16 protein-coding genes are annotated in these 22,558 nt (G+C 37.2%); 11 read left to right on the forward strand and 5 right to left on the reverse strand.

Annotated features, from left to right (window positions below; all coding sequences use genetic code 11):
- The first annotated feature begins 191 nt into the window (after positions 1-191).
- Entirely contained in the window at positions 192-353 is a 162-nt protein-coding gene (locus ACK4M9_RS12275; RefSeq protein ID WP_409850803.1) for a hypothetical protein, read from the forward strand.
- Between the two features lie 77 nt (positions 354-430).
- Here ACK4M9_RS12275 and katG read toward each other — a convergent pair whose 3' ends face one another.
- Positions 431-2,650, reverse strand: a complete 2,220-nt coding sequence (gene katG, locus ACK4M9_RS12280; RefSeq protein ID WP_409850805.1) for a catalase/peroxidase HPI — start codon at positions 2,648-2,650, stop codon at positions 431-433.
- 368 nt (positions 2,651-3,018) lie between these two features.
- Between katG and ACK4M9_RS12285 the strand changes: the two genes are divergently transcribed.
- Positions 3,019-5,076, forward strand: coding sequence for a catalase (locus ACK4M9_RS12285; RefSeq protein ID WP_409850807.1), 2,058 nt, complete (start codon positions 3,019-3,021; stop codon positions 5,074-5,076).
- Positions 5,077-5,267: 191 nt separating this feature from the next.
- On the opposite strand, the gene ACK4M9_RS12290 is transcribed toward ACK4M9_RS12285, so the two are convergent.
- Both ACK4M9_RS12290 and ACK4M9_RS12295 read right to left on the reverse strand, forming a co-directional pair.
- Positions 5,268-6,056: a class I SAM-dependent methyltransferase gene (locus ACK4M9_RS12290; protein ID WP_409850811.1), complete on the reverse strand. Its 789-nt coding sequence runs from the start codon at positions 6,054-6,056 to the stop codon at positions 5,268-5,270.
- A 13-nt stretch (positions 6,057-6,069) separates the two neighbouring features.
- Entirely contained in the window at positions 6,070-7,164 is a 1,095-nt protein-coding gene (locus ACK4M9_RS12295; protein WP_409850814.1) for an ArsR/SmtB family transcription factor, read from the reverse strand.
- 252 nt (positions 7,165-7,416) lie between these two features.
- Between ACK4M9_RS12295 and ACK4M9_RS12300 the strand changes: the two genes are divergently transcribed.
- Positions 7,417-7,944, forward strand: coding sequence for a GNAT family N-acetyltransferase (locus ACK4M9_RS12300; protein ID WP_409850817.1), 528 nt, complete (start codon positions 7,417-7,419; stop codon positions 7,942-7,944).
- Positions 7,945-8,061: 117 nt separating this feature from the next.
- Here the strand turns inward: ACK4M9_RS12300 and ACK4M9_RS12305 are convergent, their stop codons facing one another.
- Positions 8,062-9,066: a Gfo/Idh/MocA family protein gene (locus ACK4M9_RS12305; protein WP_409850820.1), complete on the reverse strand. Its 1,005-nt coding sequence runs from the start codon at positions 9,064-9,066 to the stop codon at positions 8,062-8,064.
- A 358-nt stretch (positions 9,067-9,424) separates the two neighbouring features.
- Here ACK4M9_RS12305 and ACK4M9_RS12310 point away from each other — a divergent pair, with 358 nt between their 5' ends.
- A complete protein-coding gene (locus ACK4M9_RS12310) occupies positions 9,425-10,900 on the forward strand; it encodes a protein adenylyltransferase SelO (RefSeq protein WP_409850822.1) in 1,476 nt (491 codons plus the stop codon).
- 871 nt (positions 10,901-11,771) lie between these two features.
- Here the strand turns inward: ACK4M9_RS12310 and ACK4M9_RS12315 are convergent.
- Positions 11,772-12,335, reverse strand: coding sequence for a glutathione peroxidase (locus ACK4M9_RS12315; protein WP_409850824.1), 564 nt, complete (start codon positions 12,333-12,335; stop codon positions 11,772-11,774).
- Between the two features lie 300 nt (positions 12,336-12,635).
- On the opposite strand from ACK4M9_RS12315, the gene ACK4M9_RS12320 reads away from it, so the two are divergent.
- The 7 genes from ACK4M9_RS12320 to desA all read left to right on the forward strand — a co-directional run bounded on the left by ACK4M9_RS12320 (position 12,636) and on the right by desA (position 22,452).
- The gene (locus tag ACK4M9_RS12320; protein WP_409850881.1) at positions 12,636-13,535 is read left to right on the forward strand and encodes a carbohydrate ABC transporter permease; all 900 of its coding nucleotides are present in this window, start codon (positions 12,636-12,638) and stop codon (positions 13,533-13,535) included.
- Positions 13,535-14,362 (forward strand): carbohydrate ABC transporter permease, encoded by an 828-nt coding sequence (locus ACK4M9_RS12325; RefSeq protein WP_409850827.1) that lies wholly within the window; start codon positions 13,535-13,537, stop codon positions 14,360-14,362. Before ACK4M9_RS12320 ends, ACK4M9_RS12325 begins: the two co-directional genes overlap by 1 nt.
- Positions 14,363-14,438: 76 nt before the next feature.
- Complete coding sequence (locus ACK4M9_RS12330) at positions 14,439-15,746, forward strand: ABC transporter substrate-binding protein (protein ID WP_409850830.1); 1,308 nt, start codon at positions 14,439-14,441, stop codon at positions 15,744-15,746.
- 206 nt (positions 15,747-15,952) lie between these two features.
- Positions 15,953-17,758, forward strand: a complete 1,806-nt coding sequence (locus ACK4M9_RS12335) for a cache domain-containing sensor histidine kinase (RefSeq protein ID WP_409850834.1) — start codon at positions 15,953-15,955, stop codon at positions 17,756-17,758.
- Positions 17,739-19,310, forward strand: a complete 1,572-nt coding sequence (locus ACK4M9_RS12340) for a response regulator transcription factor (protein WP_409850837.1) — start codon at positions 17,739-17,741, stop codon at positions 19,308-19,310. The genes ACK4M9_RS12335 and ACK4M9_RS12340 overlap by 20 nt, the downstream gene beginning before the upstream one ends.
- Before the next feature lie 169 nt (positions 19,311-19,479).
- Complete coding sequence (locus ACK4M9_RS12345; RefSeq protein ID WP_409850840.1) at positions 19,480-20,874, forward strand: tetratricopeptide repeat protein; 1,395 nt, start codon at positions 19,480-19,482, stop codon at positions 20,872-20,874.
- Positions 20,875-21,384: 510 nt separating this feature from the next.
- Positions 21,385-22,452, forward strand: coding sequence for a Delta(5) desaturase DesA (gene desA / locus ACK4M9_RS12350; protein WP_409850843.1), 1,068 nt, complete (start codon positions 21,385-21,387; stop codon positions 22,450-22,452).
- The last annotated feature ends 106 nt before the right edge of the window (positions 22,453-22,558 follow it).

Below are 22,558 nucleotides of genomic sequence, written 5' to 3' on the forward strand. Positions count from 1 at the left end.
CTCCCATACTTTTAATTCTAGACAAAGGGACAGTTTACAGGTTCATTTTCCCCAAAAAGTAAAAACGTCCACTAAGATTATTCAAAGCCTTTTTAAAAGTTTATTGTATTAGTAAATCAAAGGCTATAGAATAATAGAATGTCTTTACTAGATTATACTAACTAATAAATAGTAAATTGTGAGGTTTTTTTATGATACAACTTGTAACGGCCGTATTAGGCTTATTAGCAGTTTTTCTAATTGTATATTTTGGTTTTACAGTTATAGCAGTAGTGTTATCGCTTCTTTTTAATCCCTTAGTGTGGATTATTGCCATTGTTATTGGTGTAATCGTGTACTTTAAGAAGAAATAGATACGAAAACAAGAAATCTAAATACTTGAAAAAACAAAACCGCCATCAGATAAACTGACGGCGGTTTTCTCTTATAGTTATTTACTTGTTAATTGAGCTTTCTTTAATTCAGTCTGGCTAAGGTCGAAGCGATCTGCGTTCATGACCTTTACCCAGGCAGCGACAAAGTCACGGACAAACTTTTCTTTGTTATCGTCTTGAGCATAGACTTCTGCTATAGCACGTAGGACGGAGTTAGAACCGAATACAAGGTCAACTCTAGTCGCAGTGCGCACGACTTCACCTGTCTTGCGATCACGTCCTTCAAAAACGCTACCGTTTACAGGTCTCCATGCTACTCCCATGTCAAGCAAGTTAACAAAGAAGTCGTTCGTAAGTGTACCTACAGTATCAGTGAATACACCGTGCCCAGTACCACCGTAGTTTGTACCTAGAACACGCATACCGCCAACAAGTGCAGTCATTTCTGGTGCAGTAAGGTTTAAGAGTTGTGCCTTGTCTACTAGGAGCTCTTCAGCACTTACACTATACTCTTTCTTCTGATAGTTACGGAATCCATCAGCGATCGGCTCAAGCACTTCAAAGCCTTCGACATCGGTTTGCTCTTGTGTGGCATCGCCACGTCCAGGAGCAAATGGAACAGTAACATCAAAGCCTGCAACGCGTGCAGCTTTTTCTATTGCGGCACTACCGCCTAGTACAATCAAATCAGCCATGCTGACTTTTTTATCTAATTGATTTTGAATGTCTTCAAAGACAGCTAACACTTTTGAAAGTTGTTCTGGTTGGTTAACTTCCCAATCCTTTTGTGGAGCAAGACGGATGCGGGCACCATTCGCGCCACCACGATTATCTGAGCCACGGAACGTACTAGCTGAAGCCCAAGCAGTCGTTACTAGCTCGCTAATTGAAAGTCCTGAATTTAGGATCTTAGCTTTAAGCTCTGCTATTTCAGCATCTGTTAAATCATAATCAACAGATGGTACAGGATCTTGCCAAATTAAATCATCTTCTGGAACTTCTGGACCAAGATATCTTGCTTTCGGCCCCATGTCACGGTGCAATAATTTGAACCATGCGCGAGCGAATGCATCTGCAAACTCTTCTGGATTTTCATAGAAGCGACGAGAAATCTTTTCGTACTCTGGATCATAACGCAATGCCATATCAGCAGTTGTCATCATTGTTGGAACCTTAATTGATGGATCTTCTGCATCTGGGGCTAAGTGCTTTTCATCAGGATCTACAATATGCCAGATCCACGCACCAGCAGGACTCTTAGTAAGCCACCATTCATAGCCGAATAATAATTCAAAATAACCGTTATCCCATTGTGTTGGGTTAGCAGTCCATGCTCCTTCAATACCGCTAGTAATAGTGTCACGACCTTTACCACTGCCATGTGTGCTTAGCCAACCAAAGCCCTGTGCTTCAATTGGAGCAGCTTCTGGATCTGGACCAACGTGAGCCGCATCTCCTGCACCATGTGCCTTACCAAACGTATGGCCGCCAGCAATTAGTGCCACTGTTTCTTCATCGTTCATCCCCATACGCGCAAAGGTTTCGCGGATGTCACGAGCACTTGCAATCGGATCTGGTTTACCGTTTGGACCTTCTGGATTTACATAGATAAGACCCATTTGAACGGCAGCAAGCGGATTTTCAAGCTCACGGTCACCTGAGTAACGTTTATCGCCTAGCCATTCTGTTTCATTACCCCAATAGATGTCTTCTTCTGGATGCCAAACGTCTGCACGTCCTGCTCCAAAACCAAATGTCTTACCACCCATTGATTCAATCGCAGCATTCCCTGCAAGCACGAGTAAGTCAGCCCAAGAGATCTTGTTTCCATACTTTTGCTTAATTGGCCACAACAGGCGTCGTGCTTTATCTAGATTCCCGTTGTCAGGCCAGCTGTTAAGTGGGGCAAATCGCTGGTTTCCAGTTCCAGCACCACCACGGCCATCACCTGTACGATATGTACCTGCAGCGTGCCATGACATCCGGATAAAGAATGGTCCATAATGTCCATAGTCAGCAGGCCACCAATCTTGACTGTCTGTCATTAGGTTGTAAAGATCCTGTTTTAAAGCATCGTAATCTAATTTTTTAAATTCATCTGCATAGTTAAAGTCTTCTCCCATTGGGTTAGACTTTCTGTCATGTTGATGTAGAATATTCAAGTTCAACTGGTTTGGCCACCAGTCTCGATTTGACGTACCACTAGAACTGTTGCTAGTAGCACCTCCGTGGTTAAACGGGCATTTTCCAATGTTTGCATTTTCTTTAGCATCCATTTTTCTTCTCCCCTTCAAAATAAATTTGTTAATAATTATGCGCCTAGTCGTAAGAAACTTACAATCTAGATAATAATAATTATTACATTATTATTATAATTAATTTTTTCGCGAATTGAAAGAAATAAAGACTTAAAGTTTAATTGTTTGATGCAACGAGCTCAACCTTCTTCCAATCTAAGATTTAGTGGAGATTAACATACTATTATATATACTTCTATCCAAGCATATAGAAGTTGAAACATAAGATATTTATGAATGATAGTAAAAAAGATAACAAACCATCTAGTAAGTTGTTGGTCTATAGCCAAACAAAATTTACATATATATAGATGTGTTAAACATCAAATGCTAGGGTAGGTGCATATATGGATCAGTCATCAAGAGATAACAAGAAAGTCGACGGTAATCGGAAAAATGAACAGTTAGAAAAGTTTCGTATTCAAAATACCGGGAAAAGACTTACGACAAATGAAGGACTAAAGGTTGCCAATAATGAGAATACGTTAAAAGCTGGAGATCGTGGCCCTATACTGATGCAGGACTTTCATTTTTTCCAGAAACAGATGAATTTTGATACAGAACGAATACCGGAAAGGGTTGTTCATGCAAGAGGTTTTGGTGTTCATGGCGAATTTGAATTGTATAAATCAATGAAAAAGCACACAAAAGCATCCTTTCTGCAGGAACCTGGCTCAACGACCCCTGTTTTTGTTCGTTTTTCAACTGTACAAGGAGGTAAAGGGTCCAAGGATACGGCACGAGATGTAAGAGGTTTTGCCGTCAAATTTTATACAGAAGAGGGCAATTACGATTTATTAGGATTACCTTTTCCGGTATTCATTGTTCATGACCCATTTAAATTTGTTGATTCGCAACACGCACTAAAACCTCAACCGCATAATGATATGCCAACAGCTTCTGCAGCACATGATAATTTTTGGGATTTTGTTGCGAATAATCAAGAATCAGCTCACTTTGTGATGTGGGCGATGTCAGACCGAGCGATTCCGAGAAGCTGGAGAATGATGGAAGGTTTTGCGGTGAACACATTCCGATTTGAAAATGAAGATGGGCAAGCGAGCTTTGTGAGATTTCATTGGAAGCCGATCCTTGGTGTTCATTCTTTTTTAATGGAGGAAGCAGATATTATTGGTGGGGTTGACCCAGATTTTCATCGGCGGGATCTTAGAGATGCGATTGAACGTGGTGCTTTTCCTGTCTTTGAGTTCGGCGTCCAGATCATTGCTGAAGAGGATGAATATAAATTTGAATTTGATGTACTAGACCCAACAAAGCTATGGCCTGAGGAAGTTGTCCCTGTAGAAATAATGGGGAAAATGACCTTAAATCGAAATGTTGATAATTTCTTTGCTGAGACAGAGCAAGTGGCTTTTGATGTTACAAATCTTGTTCCTGGAATTAATTTTACCGATGATCCGATCTTACAAGGAAGGACGTTCACATATAAAATTACACAACTGCATCGTCTAGGGACCTCGAATTACCCAGACATCCCGATTAACCGCTCTTTATGTCCATTTCATAATAACCAGCGCGATGGCTTTAGTAGATACCGAATTGATGTTGACCAAGTCAACTACTTTAGAAATTCAATTGCAGGTAATACCCCAGGTCCTACGCCACCTGAACAAGGGGGATTTGAGCATTATCCAGAGGAAGTTCAAGGGCGTAAAGTAAAAGCAAGCAGTGATTCTTTTAAAGACTTCTTCTCACAAGCGAGGTTGTTTTGGAACAGTATGTCACCTGTGGAGAAGCAGCATATTATTGAAGCCTTTAGCTTCGAACTTGCCAACGTAGAACGTGTATCGATCCGCCAGCAAGTCGTCGATATGTTTAGCAATGTTGATAAAGAAATGGCGACAATGATTGCAGATCATGTTGGGGTGAACCCGCCAAGTGGACACCATGTCAATGTTACTAGTTCTTCACCGGCACTAAGCCAAGCGAATACACCTCATTATGCTTTTTCATTAAGGGTAGCTGTTTTAATTGGAAATGGCTTTAATGGCAAAGAGGTAAGGGAAGTGATTAACACTCTTAGCCAATATGGAGTATTTGTCGATGTCGTAAGTGCAAAGCTCGGTACTGTCACAGATGCAGATGGCACTAAAATCAAGGTTGATAAAACGTTTCTCGCAACTAATCATGTTCTTTTTGACTCGTTCTATGTCGTTGGTGGGCAAACGGAGAACCAAGTAGTATTCGACAGGTACATCACAGAATTTATCCATGGAGCCTACAAAAATTACAAACCGCTTGGAATTGCAACGACTGGACAGTCTTATATTCATCCATCAGAAGATAGCAACTTAGCAGGAGTGGTTTTTGCCGCAAACAACCGAAACTTCAGTAAAGAATTTATCTCTGCTATTGCTCGTCGGCGATTTTGGGATAGGGAGTAGAATAAACGATCTAGTTCCACGATTGTAATTTATTTTCTCAAGAACTGAGCTCAAACTTGAATGAAAAAATCGGCCGACTTCTGTCGCTTAGCTGTTTCAATTTCCTGTATAAGAGGGTCACTCAAGAACTCGACCGAAAACTTTTTCCCGCAAAAAAGCCATTAGACATTTTCATCTAATGGCTTTCACACTTATCTTGGCGTTGCCTTTAAACTAAATACTAAAGGTAACTTACCTTCAAATTCTGGAAAGTATCTAAGTCCATTTTCATCCGTTGATGTTCCACCCATTCCTGGGGCACAGCGATCGTGTTCAATCAAATACTCAATAAATAAGTCTGCTTGAGATAAAGCATTGATTAATTTACTTAATGTGAACATCCAAAAGTAGTTTTTCGCTTCTTTCGGATCAGAAGCATAACCGCCAATCGTTGTTGACACATCTGCTTCATTATCAAAGTATGGATATATTAAATCAAGAACGCCTTTTTTGATTTTTTCTTCATCAAAGCTTAATAGGAAGGGATGGCTATCGTGTACGTAAAAGAAGCCGTCATCTTTTAAGAAATACTTAACTGTTTTTCCCCATTTATTTAAATCTGGCAACCAACCAATTGCTCCATCAGAAGTGAATACGACGTCATATTTACCTTCATGATTCTCCATAAGCTCCATAATATCTGATTCAATAAAATCGACATTTTCAACACCTAAATCGTTAGCTAATTGCTTAGCGAAATGGACATTGTCAGGAACTAAATCTACACCTGTGACAGTTGCGCCCATTTTTGCTAGCATAATCGTGTCAGCACCAGTATTACATTGCAGATGCAGAACTTTTTTACCCGTGATGTCGCCTAGTTCCTTTTTTACGATTGGATTTAGATCGTAGCTATTTTCAATAAACTTCTTTTTGAAATGATTGTAGTGATCCTCTGACAATAATCCCCATGCCTGTTTGTTTGCTTCTATTTTGTTCATTTTGTTACCTCCATTAATTTAAAATTTGCTTATTTAAATAGTCTAAGTATTGTTTAGTCACTTTTCTGTTAAGTTCGTACATAACCTTGTTTCCATCCTTGGTTGAATTAACAATATCAAGGGCATGTAACGTTTCTAGATGATAGTGTATTGTCGCTGGTGTCAAAGTCAATTCCTTGGCAAGCGCCTGAACATACCAAGAGTCTTTGCCAACATAGGTCATAATTTTGAAGCGAGTAGGATCAGTGATGATTTTTAAGAACTTATCAAAATTAGCTAGGATGCTTTTACTTTTATGAAATTCGATATTTTTACAGCCAATACTAATTGTGCCGTTTGGATCTGCTAGCGAATGGTTGGCTAGGATCGTATAACCAAACTGCTGCATGTAAGAAATGTAAATCGTATATTGATCAAATTTAAATGGTGGTGTTCCGTTTAAAGAGGCATGCTTCAAATTAATTTCAATAAATTGCTTCGGATCTTCTACTAGTAGTTTCATATAGTCGGTGCCAACTTGTTTTGACTTAGCAATGACATAGTCTTCATACTGTCGATAGCCTTTTTTATAAAATTGCTCGATGGCATAACATACTCTCATCTTTGTTTCTTCAGGTTCTTCAAACAGTTCAACCATTTGATTTTGAAGAATTGTTTCTATACCTTCTAAGGCTTCAATATAGTCTCTCATATAGGTAATCGAATGCTTAACATCACGCCAACCTTCATGTGAACCAGAGTAATAACTACTCAAGAAGAAACCACCGATATATTGGAAAAACTCCTCAAGAGAAATACACTTCATTAATTTAAAATAGTCTTCAGTTGTTTCTAAATCTTCATAGTCAGAGATAAGGCCGATGAGTAAGCAATCAACGATTCCTAAGTAACTTAGCGTGTTTATTTCCTGTTTTACAAACGCTGATAAATTTTGATCAATGTGATCCATCATTTCAAGGACTTCTCTATCCAATTCCATTCCTCTATTACTGAAAAGTTCCTTACCCTCTTCAAGGTTGCCGTATATATACAGAGCGTGCATAAAATCAATAATCGGTCTCGATCGATAGGTCAACTGTGTATTTAATTTATTTGCAGATAAAGACATAGGCCACTTCCTTTATATCACCGATATTTGATAGTCATCTAACACTTAAGTTGATAATACATTAGATCGTGAACTAATGTCAATTTTTAGATTTTTTTCCTGAATATATATTTTAACGGAAGTGTCGTTCGTGGGTACAAAAGCATCTCACAGCAATGGGTTAATCAAAATATTTTTAATCATATGTGGACGATATTCTTTAATGATCTAAAACTAAAAGCAATATTATTTGAATTAGGATACGGATCTTATTTGATCGATGCCATGAATAACTGTGATATTAACTATAGCGAGGAAACCAAATACGAGATTAAAGCAGCATCGCTTGAAGATGTCGGTGTATTATCTGAGCTTGTAAGTGAGTCAAATGAATACTATGCTTCAGCTCCTTTATTTTTAAAAAGAGATGAGGTTACTATCGAAGAGATTAAAGAAATAATCACAAAGAATACGGTATTTATTGCATGGGAGCAAGAGATTGCCATTGGCTTTATGAATTTAAGTATTAGCGAAAGAAATAACTTCATAGATTTGTCTGTGAAAAACTGCGTTCTAATTGATGAAATTGGTGCGTACATTAAAGCTGAATATAGAAATAAAAAAATAGGTATAAAGCTATTGAAGCATGCAGCAGATCATTGTAGAGCAGCTAAAGTACCATATATTCATGTTGATTTTGAAACAGCCAATCTATATGCGAATAAATTTTGGGCAAAATATTTTACCCCAATGTTACACTCGATGAGAAGGAAAGTTAATAAAAATGTCAATGACAGATAATTATTGAGAAAAACACTAAAGTCATCTACAGACATTTATTAAGAAGGAACAAGCGTCGTTGCTTGTTCCTTTAGCTATATTTTATATGAGGTAATATTGCACTTGATACGAATCTGCTTAATACAGCACCGTTTTCTGTTCTTTTGCCGATTGATAGGCGCATTCGATAAGACGGGTTAAGGAGATAGCCTTATTAATGTCGAAGTCAGGCAAGCTTTGCAAGTTGTCTGATGCTACGAGCCTAACAAATTGGGCGCTTGGTAACTCAGTATCGGTGGGGTGTAATTCATTTTCAACTGGTGAGAGCGATTCATGACCGGGTACATGTTTGGATTGTAACAATACTCTGAAATTGTGAGCACCTGAAATGACCAATATCCCTTCTGTACCAATGATCTCTAACATGTTGTCAAGTTGATAGGCAACAAAAGAGGTATGAGCAGTACCTATTGCACCATTCGCAAATTCAATGACAGTCGTGGAGTTTTCATCACTGCCAGTTCCATAAAGTTCGTTCATTATGGATGTAACCTTTTTAGGGGTTCCGCAAAAATGTTGTAAAAGATAAAGGCCATGACAACCTAAATCTAATGTAACCCCACCGCCCGTTTCCGTAGGATTAAACCAGTAGGCTGGGAGCATGTCTTTATCTATCGCAGCTTGATGAACCCGTCTAAAATAAACAGAAGTTACTTTTCCGAGTTTACCTTCGTCAACTAATTGTTTAGCGTAACGATAAGCACCTATAGTTTTCGATTCCAATGACACCATAAACTTAACCTGATTTTCCTCGACAGCGTTCTTAATGTCTAAACAATCAGCTACAGAAAGTGCTAAAGCTTTATCTGAAAAAATATCCTTTCCTGCGTTTGCTGCTTTAATAATAACCTCTTTGTGCTTTGTAGTTGCACACTCTACAATCACCGCATCTACTTCTGGATTAGCTAGAACTTTGTTTAAATCTACTTCATAAGGCACGCCAAATTCTTCAGCAAATGATATACCTCTTTCTTGATCATCATCCCAAACAACCTTTAATTGTGCCATCCCTGTATTAAGAGCTTCCTCTACAAAGCCTTTTGTATGAACATGCCAGGCGCCGAGCAATGCTAAACCAACCATTTTCCTGTCTCCTTTACGATGACTTGAGTTTGAAACATCTAATTACATAGAAGTAATCCTAGCTGTACGGATGTCTTAAATTTCTATTACTTTGAAAAAAACATAGCCTTGTTGATTTGTTGAGTTTGATCCCTTTTATAATACTTTGAAAAAAACATAGCTACAACTAATTGATGTGAAATTGAAAAGCTGGCAAACCGAGAGTCATTAGAGGCTTATAAATTTCTATAGAATAATCCCTAAGGTATAATAAATTTACTGAAGCAAAACCTAATAAATAGTTTATTAAATTGTACATTGTTGGGATACATAAGGTCATAAATATAGAAAAAAAGCCATTAAAAGAAAAGGTGATACGATGACAGAGAAAAAAGAAACAAAAGCAACAGGTTGGAATATAGACAATAGTTACGCTAGTTTGCCTAATTCATTTTTTGCAAGGCAAAACCCGGACTCTGTGAGCGAACCGAAGTTGGTTATCCTTAATCAGCCGTTGGCAACATCTTTGGGGTTGAACGGTAAGGCACTACAAAATGAAGACAATGTAGCTGTCTTCGCTGGAAACGAGGTTCCAGAAGGTGCATTACCACTTGCTCAAGCATACGCAGGTCATCAATTTGGCCACTTTAATATGCTAGGCGATGGTCGTGCAGTACTAATTGGTGAACAAATTACGCCAGATGGTGCACGCTTTGATATTCAACTAAAAGGTTCAGGGCGAACACCATTTTCGCGTGGTGGTGATGGGAAAGCGACACTGGGACCGATGCTACGTGAATATATTATTAGCGAAGCGATGCATGCGCTTGGGATTCCGACTACCCGTAGTTTAGCCGTAGTGACAACGGGGGAGTTCGTAATTAGAGAAACGGAACTGCCAGGTGCAATTCTTACCCGAGTTGCCGCGAGCCATATCCGCTTTGGAACCTTTCAATATGCGATAAATTGGGGAACAAAAGAGGAACTTCAGGCCTTGGCTGACTATACGATTAAGCGGCATTATCCAGAGATTGAAGTTGACGAAAATCGATATCTTGTGCTGCTTCAAAAAGTAGCAGAAAACCAAGCGAAATTGATTGCGAAATGGCAACTCGTTGGCTTTATCCATGGAGTCATGAACACTGACAACATGACGGTTAGTGGAGAAACGATTGACTATGGACCTTGTGCGTTTATGGATGAATATGATCCAGCAACCGTATTTAGTTCGATTGATCGTCAAGGGCGCTATGCCTATGGTAATCAGCCACGAATTGGTGGCTGGAACTTGGCGCGTTTTGCCGAGACGCTTTTACCTTTACTGCATGATGATCAAGAGCAAGCAGTTAAGATAGCCCAAGAAGCAATCGCAAGTTTTACTGAGGTGTATAACCGTTACTGGCTCAACGGAATGAGGGCTAAGCTTGGTCTATTTAACGAAGAGATAGAGGATGAAGCAATTATTGAAGGACTCCTTACTATCATGAAAAATCATCGTGCCGACTTTACCAATACCTTTCGGGCCTTAACATATGAAACTACGGAGGATACAGCCTTGTTTGGCACAACAGAATTTACAGAGTGGCATAAGTTGTGGGAGGCGCGGCGTAACAGGCAGGAGGAAACAAAAGAGGACTCTCAACAGTTGATGCAAAACTCCAATCCTACAGTAATCCCTCGTAACCACCGCGTTGAAGAGGCTTTAAATGCTGCAGTGGAGCAGGGTGATTACAGCGTGATGGAGCGATTACTCGCTGTTCTTTCAAACCCATACGCGCATTCACCAGAGCAAGGAAATTATTGTACACCTGCTGATAAGTCAAATCATCCTTACCGGACCTATTGCGGTACGTGATCGCTTTGTTGGGAAAATAGCGTGATAAAGCAATTTACATGATAAAACCCGTTACGAGTTCTTACTTGTAACGGGTTACTTGTGTATTGGTGATTGGTAAAAAACTATTAAATGAATTTTAGCAGCTGATATGAACTGTAGAGTTGTACGTAACATGGAAGACGTCAATGTGCCCGTCAGAAGGTGATATCGTTAGTAAAGGTCACGTGGGAGGCGTCAATGTGCCCGTCAGAAGATGATATCGTTAGTAAAGGTAACGTGGGAGGCGTCAATGTGCCCGTCAGAAGATGATATCGTCAGTAAAGGTAACGTGGGAGGCGTCAATGTGCCCGTCAGAAGATGATATCGTTTGTAAAAGTAACGTTGGAAGCGTCAATGTGCCCGTCAGAAGATGATATCGTCAGTAAAGGTAACGTTGGAAGCGTCAATGTGCCCGTCAGAAGATGATATCGTTTGTAAAGGTAACGTGGGGAGCGTCAATGTGCCCGTCAGAAGATGAAATCGTTAGTAAAGGTAAAGTTGGAAGCGTCAATGTGCCCGTCAGAAGATGATATCGTCATTAAAGGTAAAGTTGGAAGCGTCAATGTGCCCGTCAGAAGATGATATCGTTTGTAAAGGTAACGTGGAAGGTCTCAATTTGCCCGTCAGCAGAGATGATCGATCGTAAAGGTAACGTGGAACCACTCGTGTAGAGCCTTCTATACGTAAGGGTAACTTAAAATAAAAAATACTAACAATAGTAGCACTACCCAATTCTGAGGTAAGTGTTATTAATGTTAGTATTTTATCTGCGTGATTTCAGTAGGATTTCTGTAGTGTTTTGCCCTCGAAAACCGAGTGATAATGAACTGCCCCAGATAGCTTGTTTCTCTTACACCGCTGTCTCTTGTAACAAGCGTTCGATATCTTGCTCAATATCGATAATGTCGGTGGTACATTCGATGCGCTTAGTCACTTGTCCGGATGCATCAACTAGGAATTTCGTGAAGTTCCATTTGATTGAGTAGTCATTGACTAGATACTCTGGGTGTTTTTCATTAAGTAATGGGATTAAGATTTTTGCAACTGGGTGAAATTTATTAAAGCCTTCAAATGCTTTTTCATGTGTTAAGTATTGGAATAGTGGATGGGCGTTTTCATCGCGCACATCAGTTTTTTGAAACAAAGGGAAATTGACCCCGTAGTTTAGCATGCAAGATGTTTGAATTCGTTCATTCGTATCTGGCTCTTGATTATCGAATTGGTTACAAGGGAATCCTAAGATAACAAATCCTTTGTCCTTATAACGGTCGTATAAACGTTGTAGATCTTCATACTGGTATGTGAATCCACATCTACCAGCTGTATTAACAATCAATACTACTTTCCCTTTAAATTGTTCTAATGAAATTGTTCTGCCATTCATAGCTACTGCTGAAAAATCGTATATGCTCATGATGATGTTTCCTCCGTTGATGATTATTTTGCACTAGGACTAATATCCTAATAAGATTATACGACGGATGACCTGTTAAATCCAAATTTAATGCTCACAAATTTTACTTAACTTAAATTCCTCCAAAATCTCTAGTAAATAAAAGAGTTAAAATTGTCTCCTATTTTTGTCAATATTGTCTCCCCTCCAAAAAATAGAACCCTATATAATAAAAGTAAGCGATTGCAGAAAACGATTACAAAAAGGCGGTGACAAGTAGTGAATACGGTTAAACAGACTGAAGTAGCTGATCCAAAGCGAATGATTGAGAGCGTTCCGAAACGCAAAATAAAATGGAAAAGTGTATTATCTTATGCGGCCTTTGTTGGACCCGCGTTGTTATTCTTCTTGACGATTCAAATCATCCCTTTCTTTATGGGTGTATATTATTCCTTCACATCTTGGAATGGAGTTAGTTCTGTTGTTGAATGGGTCGGGTTTGAAAACTACCGAAGGATTTTCACGAGTGATACCGCTTTCTTCAACTCTTTTATGTTTACAACAAAATTTATGTTTGCAGCTGTTATAATTAGTAACTTAATAGGTTTTAGTTTAGCGTTATTATTAAACTCAGCATTAAAAACACGCAATATATTAAGAACTGTATACTTCATTCCGAATGTTATCGGCGGACTTTTACTTGGTTTTATCTGGCAGTTTATCTTTGTTAGAGGGTTTGCCTCTGTTGGAAACTTAACTGGACTTTCGTTCTTTCAATTACCGTGGTTAGGTGATGAGCGGACAGCATTTTGGGGAATTGTTATAGTATTTGCTTGGCAGATTAGTGGTTATATGATGGTTATTTACATTGCTGCCTTACAAGGTGTAGATCACAATATTTTAGAGGCTGCGAAAATAGACGGAGCGTCTAAATTCCGGATCTTGATTAATATCATTATTCCATTAATTTTACCAGCATTTACGATTTGTTTTTTCTTAACAATCTCAATGGCATTTAAGATCTTTGATTTAAATATCTCGTTAACTGGCGGTGGTCCATTCAACTCTACTCAGTCAGTGGCCATTAACATTTATCAAGAAGCGTTCCAAAATCACCGCTATGGTTTAGGAACAGCGAAATCAATTATATTCTTTTTAATTGTGGCTGTATTTACGACAGTTCAAGTTTGGACTACGAAAAAGAGGGAGGTTGAGGCATAATGAGAGAAAAGTATACGAAAAAAACTCTTATGCTAGAGATCATAGGGATCCTAATAGCACTCATCTTCCTTATTCCTTTTTACTTCGTTCTAGTAAACTCTGTGAAAAGCTTTGCAGAAATTTTAATAGATGCAGCAGCTTGGCCGAAGGAGATCTTATTCTCAAATTATGTTAAGGTATGGAACATCATAAATTTCCCAAGAGCATTTTGGAATTCTTTAATTATTACAGTAGCTAGTAATATTGGAATTGTCGTTATTACATCGATGGCTGCTTGGAAAATGGTTAGAACGCCAGGCAGATTTAGTAAGATACTTTTTATCTTCTTCGTTTCCGCAATGGTTATCCCATTCCAAACGGTGATGATCCCGTTAATGAAGCTAGGAGGAACCTTAGGAATTGTAAACAGTATACCAGGGTTAATTATTATGTATTTCGGGTTTGGAGTTCCACTATCGTTATTCCTTTTTCATGGATTTATAAAAACAGTACCATTCGAAATTGAAGAGGCAGCAAGAATTGATGGTTGCAGTCAGTTCGGGGTATTTTGGAGAATTGTCTTCCCATTGTTAAAGCCGATTACCGTTACTGTCGTCATCTTAAATACTCTATGGATTTGGAACGACTATTTATTACCGATGCTCGTCTTGCAAGACCCTGATTTACGAACGATCCCATTAGCTGCAAGTTCATTTTTTGCGCAATATACAAAGCAGTGGGACATGGGCTTAGCTGCATTAATGCTAGGGATTATGCCAATAATTGTATTCTTCCTATTCTTGCAAAAGCACATTATTAAAGGAATTGCTTCAGGATCTATTAAATAGGTATTTCGTCTTTGCTATTAGTTAGTAGCAAAAGACTTATACAATATAAAACAAATATTAGGAGGGTCAAGACTTTATGAAACGCTTTCTATTGTTTTGCTTAATGTTATTGGTAAGTGTAGGTATTATGGTAGGTTGTTCGTCAGATGACACAAGTACAAAAGATACTGGTACGAATGAGGAAAAGCCGAAAACTGAAGAACCAAAGGCAACTGATGAAGTTGTTACACTTAATATGTTCCAATTTAAAGTTGAAATTGCTGATCAACTTCAACAATTAATTAATGAGTTTGAAGCAGAGCATCAAAATATTAAAATCAAGCTAGAAACAGTAGGTGGAGGTGCTGACTACGGCGCTGCGCTTAAAGCTAAATTTGCTTCTGGGCAAAAACCTGACATCTTTAATAACGGTGGTTTTAAAGAGCTAGAGCTTTGGAAAGAACATTTAGCTGATCTTTCAAATGAGCCTTGGGTAGCGAATTTACTTCCTATCGGTGCTGTACCAACAACTGATGAAGACGGTACATTATATGGTATGCCTGTAAATCTTGAAGGCTATGGCTTCATTTACAATAAAGACTTATTTGAGCAAGCTGGAATTACAACACCTCCAGCAACGATTTCTGAGTTGAAAGATGCTGCTGCAAAGCTTGAAGCAGCAGGAATTACACCTTTCTCAGCTGGATATGCTGAATGGTGGGTAATTGGTCAACATTTATTAAACATTGCATTTGCGCAACAAGATGATCCAGAAGCGTTCATCGCTGGATTATACGATGGTTCTGAAACAATGGTTGGTAATGAGGCATTCAAACAATTCAAAGAAGTACTAGATACTGAAATCGGCTTTGCAAACGCTAATCCATTAACAACGGATTACAACTCACAAGTAACATTATTTGCATCTGGTCAAACAGCAATGCTACAACAAGGTAACTGGACTGAAAACATGATTTATGAAATTAATCCAGATATTAATATGGCATTTTTACCAATCGCCCTTAACGACGATGCTGCAAAATCTGATCGTTTACCTGTAGGAGTTCCGAATAACTGGGTACTTAATAAGAATTCTGAGCATTTAGATGAAGCAAAAACATTCTTAAACTGGATGGTAAGTTCAGAAACTGGTAAGCGTTATATTACTGAAGAATTTGCGTTCATTCCTGCATTTGATAACATTGAACCAAGTGGATTAGGTGCATTAGGTCAATCAATTTTAGAGTACTCTACTGCTAATAAAACAATCCCTTGGACATGGTTCATGTGGCCAGACGGAGCAAATAAAGAATTTGCAGCAACAATTCAAGAATACGCTGCTGATAGAATTGACTACGATACTGTAGTTACTCGTTTCCAAGAGCACTGGAACAACTTAAAATAACTTAATAGTATAAAATTAGAAAGCATGTCTAACTTTGGGCATGCTCTCTATTTTATTTCCCTTTATTTTTGAGTTTCTTGTGGGCTATAATTCTCTTATACTTCAATCTTTTAGGATTGTGGCTTAATGTAAAAGTTTAAACTTACAATGCCTATGAGTATGACGGTAAGCCTTAAGTTTTAGTAAAAGAGATAGGAGTATAGTCTATGATTAAAAAAAGCATTCGTAATAAGCTTATCGTTCTTTTACTTGTCGTTACAATTGTCCCGTTTAGTAGTGCAATTATGATTACCTATTTTCATACGAAAGACTCGTTGCAAAAACAGTCGATCCAAGAAACTAGTAATCTTTTATATCAAGGGAAATCTAATTTAGAAAATTATATTAATCGATTGAATAAATTAACGCTCAATCTGTATAATAATGCAGACTTTATCACATATATGAAGTACCCATATCAAAATGATAATTTAATTAAAGTCGAGCTTCTAAGAGGTGTACTTAATGGTATCCTTTATGGAGAGGACTATATTCAAAGGGTTGAAATTACCTTCGCAGAAGAAGATTTGGTTATTTCAACTACGAAACAATCTACCGTTGTCTTTACTAAAAAGCGGAAACCAGATAACGAAGAACTTTTCCAGAAAGTGAAAGATAGTCCTTATAATATGTATATTGAAACGCCAAGAACATACAGTTCCTCGATGAAACAAACTAAAGAAGGAATTACGATTCATCGAGCATTTAAGAATGTTCCTTCTACTGATATTCTTGCTTATATATCATTGGAGATATCACCTGAGCGAATCTATGAATTGAGTAAAAATCTATATAACCAAGATAAAGAGGAATTTTTCATTTTAGCTTCCAACGGTGAAATTATTTATAGCTCGATAAAGGATCTAGACTCGACAAGCGAAAATCAACTGTGGATTGAGGCATTACTAGAAACAGGAGAAGAGAATGGCCAGATGGTTTGGCAAGAGGATAATTTTAACGGAGTAATGATTTATGATCGGCTCTCACAGCCTGCTGGTGGGTGGGTCTTAGTAAAGCGGATTTCCAATTCCGTCTTGTCCGAGAGTGCATTTAAACTAGCTAAAATAAATATTGTAGTTGGTGGCATTGGCTTAATACTAGCAGTTCTTTTGACTTTATTTGTGTCGTTTAAAATTACGTCGCCAATTCGAATTTTACTAAAGAAAATTCAAGAAATTGAAGAAGGAAATATGCAAGTTCAATTTGAGTCATTCGGAAGTGATGAAATTGGGATTTTAGGATCACGATTCAAAAAAATGATAGAGAGAATTAACCATTTGATTAATCGTGAATATAAGCTTGAGATAGAAAATAAGACAAATCAACTAAAAGTATTACAATCTCAGCTTAATCCCCACTTTTTATATAATGCATTACAATCAATTGGAACGGTCGCTTTAAAAAATCAAGTTCCGCAAATATACACATTAATTACGCAACTTTCAAGTATAATGAGGTATGGAATTGATCAGGAAGAAAGTACAGTTGAATTAATAAAAGAGATTAATTATATTAAAGCGTTTCTATTACTGCAAAAAGAAAGATTTGGGGATCAATTAGATTATTCTATTGCTGTTTCCGACGAAGTAACGAATGTTAAAGTACCAAAAATGATCTTACAACCAGTCGTTGAAAATTATTTTAAACACGGTTTTGATCATCGTGAAGGAATAGGGAAAATCAAAATTGAGTGTAAACGACAATCTAAATATTTGTATATCATTGTTAGCGATAATGGTGTTTCCATTTCTGAAAGTCGTCTAGCTGATGTTTATCAGCATATTCGTCAAGAAAAAAAGGTTGGTAAGGGCGATGAAAATATCGGCTTAAAGAATATATATACTCGGTTAAAACTCTACTATGGTAATAAAGCTGCTATGTGGCTTGAAAATAGCCAAGAAGGCGGTTTTCTAGTAACAATTATACTACCAATAAACGCAGATGGAGATAAAGATGAAAGCGATCATAATTGACGACGAAAAACATGTTCGTGAAGGATTATTATTATTGGGTCAGTGGGATAAGTTTGGAATTGATACAATCTTTGAAGCTGAAGATGGAGATGAGGCAATCAAGCTGATCAATGAGCATCGCCCTGAAATTATTTTTACGGATATGCGCATGCCTAAAAGAGATGGAATTGCTTTATTGAAATGGCTACACTCTTCAGATATACCGAGTACGACTATTGTCATTAGTGGCTACGAAGATTATGAATACATGAGAAACGCGATTCAATATAAGAGCTTTGACTATATTTTAAAACCGATTGATCCGCAGATTTTAAATGAAACAATCGAAAAGGCAATAAAGGAATGGCAAGCCCAAGAACTTATAAGGAAAGCACGGATCGAAGAAACTCAGGTTCTAGATGAAGCGAAACCGCTATATTGGGATCATTTCTTTTCTCGCTTACTTACGAAGCATTCGGATGACTATTCTATCGAAACGAAAAGAGTCAAAACTGAATTCAATGTGGATCTCAATAAAGTCCAATATCAAGCTGGTGTTATTTCAACAAAGCCATTTGAAAAAAAGCTGTCTGATGACCTTGAAGGAATGTTAGCAACGTTTTTAAAGAAATGTAATCAGCTTATGAGAAAAAATAATGCCGGAGTTTGCTTCCGAAATTTTCAAAAGGATTCGGAGTTTGTGTTACTATTTTGGAAGCAAAAAGATTTAGCGTTCATGACTGAGCAGATCGTTTCTATTTTTTATCAGTTATTCAAATTTAACAGCTCAGTTTGTTTAGGGGGCAAGGCTAGCAACATAGCGTCAGCCTACATTTCTGCTGAAAAAGTTCATTTAAACCATAATTTAATGAAACGAAAAATGATGATAACAGAAAAAGATTTAAGTGAAATTAAAATGATTACTCTTTTTGATTTTTCTCAAGAATTAATGTGGGCAATAAAAAGCGGCAATATTGAACAAATTGACCCTCACTTAAATGAAGTTTTTAGGCTCTTTGAACACGCCAATCATCTAACATTAGAGCAAATCACGAATTGGGAAAGTGAGTTTGAGCAATTAAAGAAAAACTGGTTACATGATTACAATATTGTTGATTCTGAGCCTTTCTATATAGGTAATGCTTATTGGTTAGAAGATGGATCCTTTTCTTTTAGTAAATTTAAAGAAGAAAAAAGAAATGAATTTCATCATTTAATCAAAATGCTATCAAAGGCAAAATATCAAAAAGAAAAGAATAGTATCCAGAACATTGAAGAATATTTGCGGACAAATTACCAGGATGAAATTAATCTTCAAGAAATTGCAGATCGATTTTTCTTAAGTAAGGAATATATTTCAAGGAAGTTCAAACAGCAATATGGGGAAACATTGACGGATTATTTAACGAAAATTCGTATGGAAAAAGCAAAGGAATTACTCGCCAATGAACATTTGAAAATCTATGAAGTAGCCTACAATGTAGGTTACCAAAATGAAAAATACTTTAGCAAAGTTTTCAAAAAAGTAGTTGGTATTACTCCGAATGAATATAAACAAACGTTAGTTAATTAAGTGAAATTGTCGCTACTTTCCATGAACGAGCTTCTAAAATTCGTTAGAGTTTTACAGCGAAGTAAAGGGAGGCAGCGACTTTTTAACTTCGATTTTATAGTAGTTTCGAGCCGACATGTGTTTATTTCTAAAATATGGTATAGTTGATGTAATGATAGGGGGTATATGAATGATTGAAGACCAATTCTTACTATATGATCATAAAAAGCCGATCCGTTTAGAAGTTGAAAGAGTTTCACTGTATTTGCAAGGGCAAATTATTGAGGCATTTACTGAAAAAAAAGAGGTTTATTATCTGTTCTTTTATAAATACAATTTCCTGACGGCGTTTAAAACAACGAAACTGCGTCGCCACTCCTTCATCGAGCACGCCTTTACGAAAGGTTTCGTTTTTACCCATCCTCACCCGTTTATCAATGCATTGTTTTCCGCAAATCACCCTTGTCAAATGGTCAACGTAAAATCATTATTAAGCAAATTAGAGAAACGATACACTCCGCACGAAAAAGCGTTTATTTTAACCTTCTTTGAATCGTTTATTCCAAAAAAACAACTCTTTACTGAAATTCAATCTACTTTTTATGAATACCGTCGTAATGGACAAATGTTTTTGGGCTACCAAATTGTTCGTGTATTAATGGACTTTGCACCAAAAAACAGTTGGGTCAAACCGCTTGCTAGCGACAGAAGTTTTACTAAATATACAGAGATGTATAGTGAAAATAGTGGGACTCTATTTAGTAAGGATTTGATTTTTTCGGAAAAAACACTATATGCAAAGAAGCAAGATGAGCGATGTTTTGAGCAACTTGTAGGTCACTATGAGAACGAAAACCGCTGGATTGATTTAATTGCTCTGTACTTAGAAAAACTAACATTAACCCCTAAAACTAACTACTATATTCCGCTCAAACAACTACTTAAGCAACATTTAAGTGAGGGTGATTCGTTGATGATCTTAGAGAATTTATCGAACGATATCCCAAGTTTCCAACCGTTGCAACAAGACTTATTCTCCATATATATAGACAATGAAAAGATTGATGCAGTGTTAAAAATGATGAACAATCCTGAGTTCAAGCTGAATAACAAGCAAATTGAACTGTTAGGAGAAACCCTAGAACAGCTGGATGTGAGCGTTCATTCTTTAGAGCCAAAGATGCTAAATGTCTTATTAAATGGTGTCATTAACTTGTTCCCTGATCGTGCTGAGCAGCTTCTTACAAAATACGTCGTGTCGTTATTGAAAACACATGAAATCACTTATATTAAAACGTGGCTAGAATTATTTAAAGAAAATGAGCAATCACGTCAATTATTTGAAAAACTGGTTACAATTGAAAGGCTGAATGACGATTTAGATCAGATGCAAACACTCGGTGAATTGTATTATGAATTTAAACAATGGGATAAGGCATTAGAGTGCTTTAGTTGGGAAATGGAATTAAACCCTAACGAGTGCAAACCATTACAATGGTTAGCAAAGGTTTATCGGGAAAAGGGAATGAAGCATGAGGCGGATGCTTATCACCAGTTGTGTATTAATCTACAAAAACATGCGTAAACAAGAGTAAATGAAACGATAATGAGAGAGCTTTGCTCGATTAATTGATCTTTTAAAAAACTAAATTGAATAGCAATATTAGAGGCTGTCCAAATGTTTCAGCCACTTCGACTCCTCAATATAGATTGCGTACTCTATATTGAGGTATCACTTCGAGGTGAGTTGAAACTTATGGGGCAGTCTCTTTTGTATGAACTAAATTTTCTACAATCCTCCATACGTTAAACAGCTTTTTAGAGGCTGTCGCTGGATTTACTTGAACAAGTCTCTATAATTTGTTAGAGATTTACAGGCTAGTAATTTATGGAAGTACACTTATATTTTTTTAGTGTTTGCCTCATAAATAGCAATGATAAATGCAATAAACAATATGTCCTATATGACAAATGTCATCCTCATAACTTGACGTTTATGCCTTATAAAATGACAGTCAGTTTTCTATACTATGTATAGTGATAATGTTGTTAATTGCTACGATAATTCGAGCATGAAATCAAGGAGGAGTAAATAATGAGTGTATCTAAAATTTCTAAACTTAAAAAAGACGTTGCGCCATTTGAAAAAATTGATACAAAGGCGAGCGTTATACAGATTTTTAATACGTTAGGTCCACTTTTAGCCTTATGGTATGTTGCTTATTTAAGTCTTTCAGTGTCTTACTTGCTTACATTGCCAATATTAGTTTTGGCAGCTGGATTTATGGTGCGAACGTTCATATTATTTCATGATTGCTGTCATCAATCGTTTTTTAAAAGTCGTAAGGCTAATGATATATTAGGAACAATTACTGGTGTACTAACGTTAGTTCCTTATCAACAATGGAAACACACGCACACTGTTCACCATGCAACGAGTGGCAACCTAGATAAACGTGGTACTGGTGATATGTGGTTACTGACAGTTGAGGAATATAAAAATTCGTCTGTTTGGCGTCGCATTGCATACCGTGTCTATCGAAATCCGTTTATTATGCTTTGTGTTGGACCAGTAGCTGTTTTTCTAATCGAATATCGTTTTAATCGTAAAGGGGCTAGACAAAAGGAAAAAATTAATACGTATGTTACAAATGTATCAATCGTTGCGCTTTACGCATTCCTAGCTTGGTTAATTGGGTGGCAGGCGTTTGTCATGATCCAAGGACCGATTTTTTTCATCGCTGGTTTACTAGGAATTTGGTTGTTCTACGTACAGCATCAGTTTGAGGATTCTTATTTTGAAAATGAAGAAGAGTGGAGTTATGTCCAAGCAGCAGTAGAAGGAAGTTCTTACTACAAGCTTCCAAAGCTTCTTCAATGGATTACAGGGAATATCGGCTTCCACCACGTTCACCATCTAAGCCCGAGAGTACCGAACTACAATTTGGAAAAGGTCCATAATGAAACGACTGACCTTCAAAAGGCTACAACGATTACACTTGCGACAAGTTTGAAATCTTTAAATTATCGCCTTTGGGATGAAAAAAATAAAAAATTCATTAGCTTTAAAGACCTAAAAAACTATGTAAATAACCATGAGTCCGTGAAAAATTTCTTCGAATCTCAAGGAGAACAGCAGAAAGTTCGACTTGCGAGAAAATAGCTTTAACATGTATGCTACAATTAAAGGATCAGATAGTGAAACGGGGCTTACCGCTAATCCTATAGCGTAAGTTTCGTTTTTCTTATACATAGTACTTAAGGATGGT

The sequence above is a fragment of the Anaerobacillus sp. genome (assembly GCF_046314235.1).
Taxonomy (GTDB): domain Bacteria; phylum Bacillota; class Bacilli; order Bacillales; family Anaerobacillaceae; genus Anaerobacillus.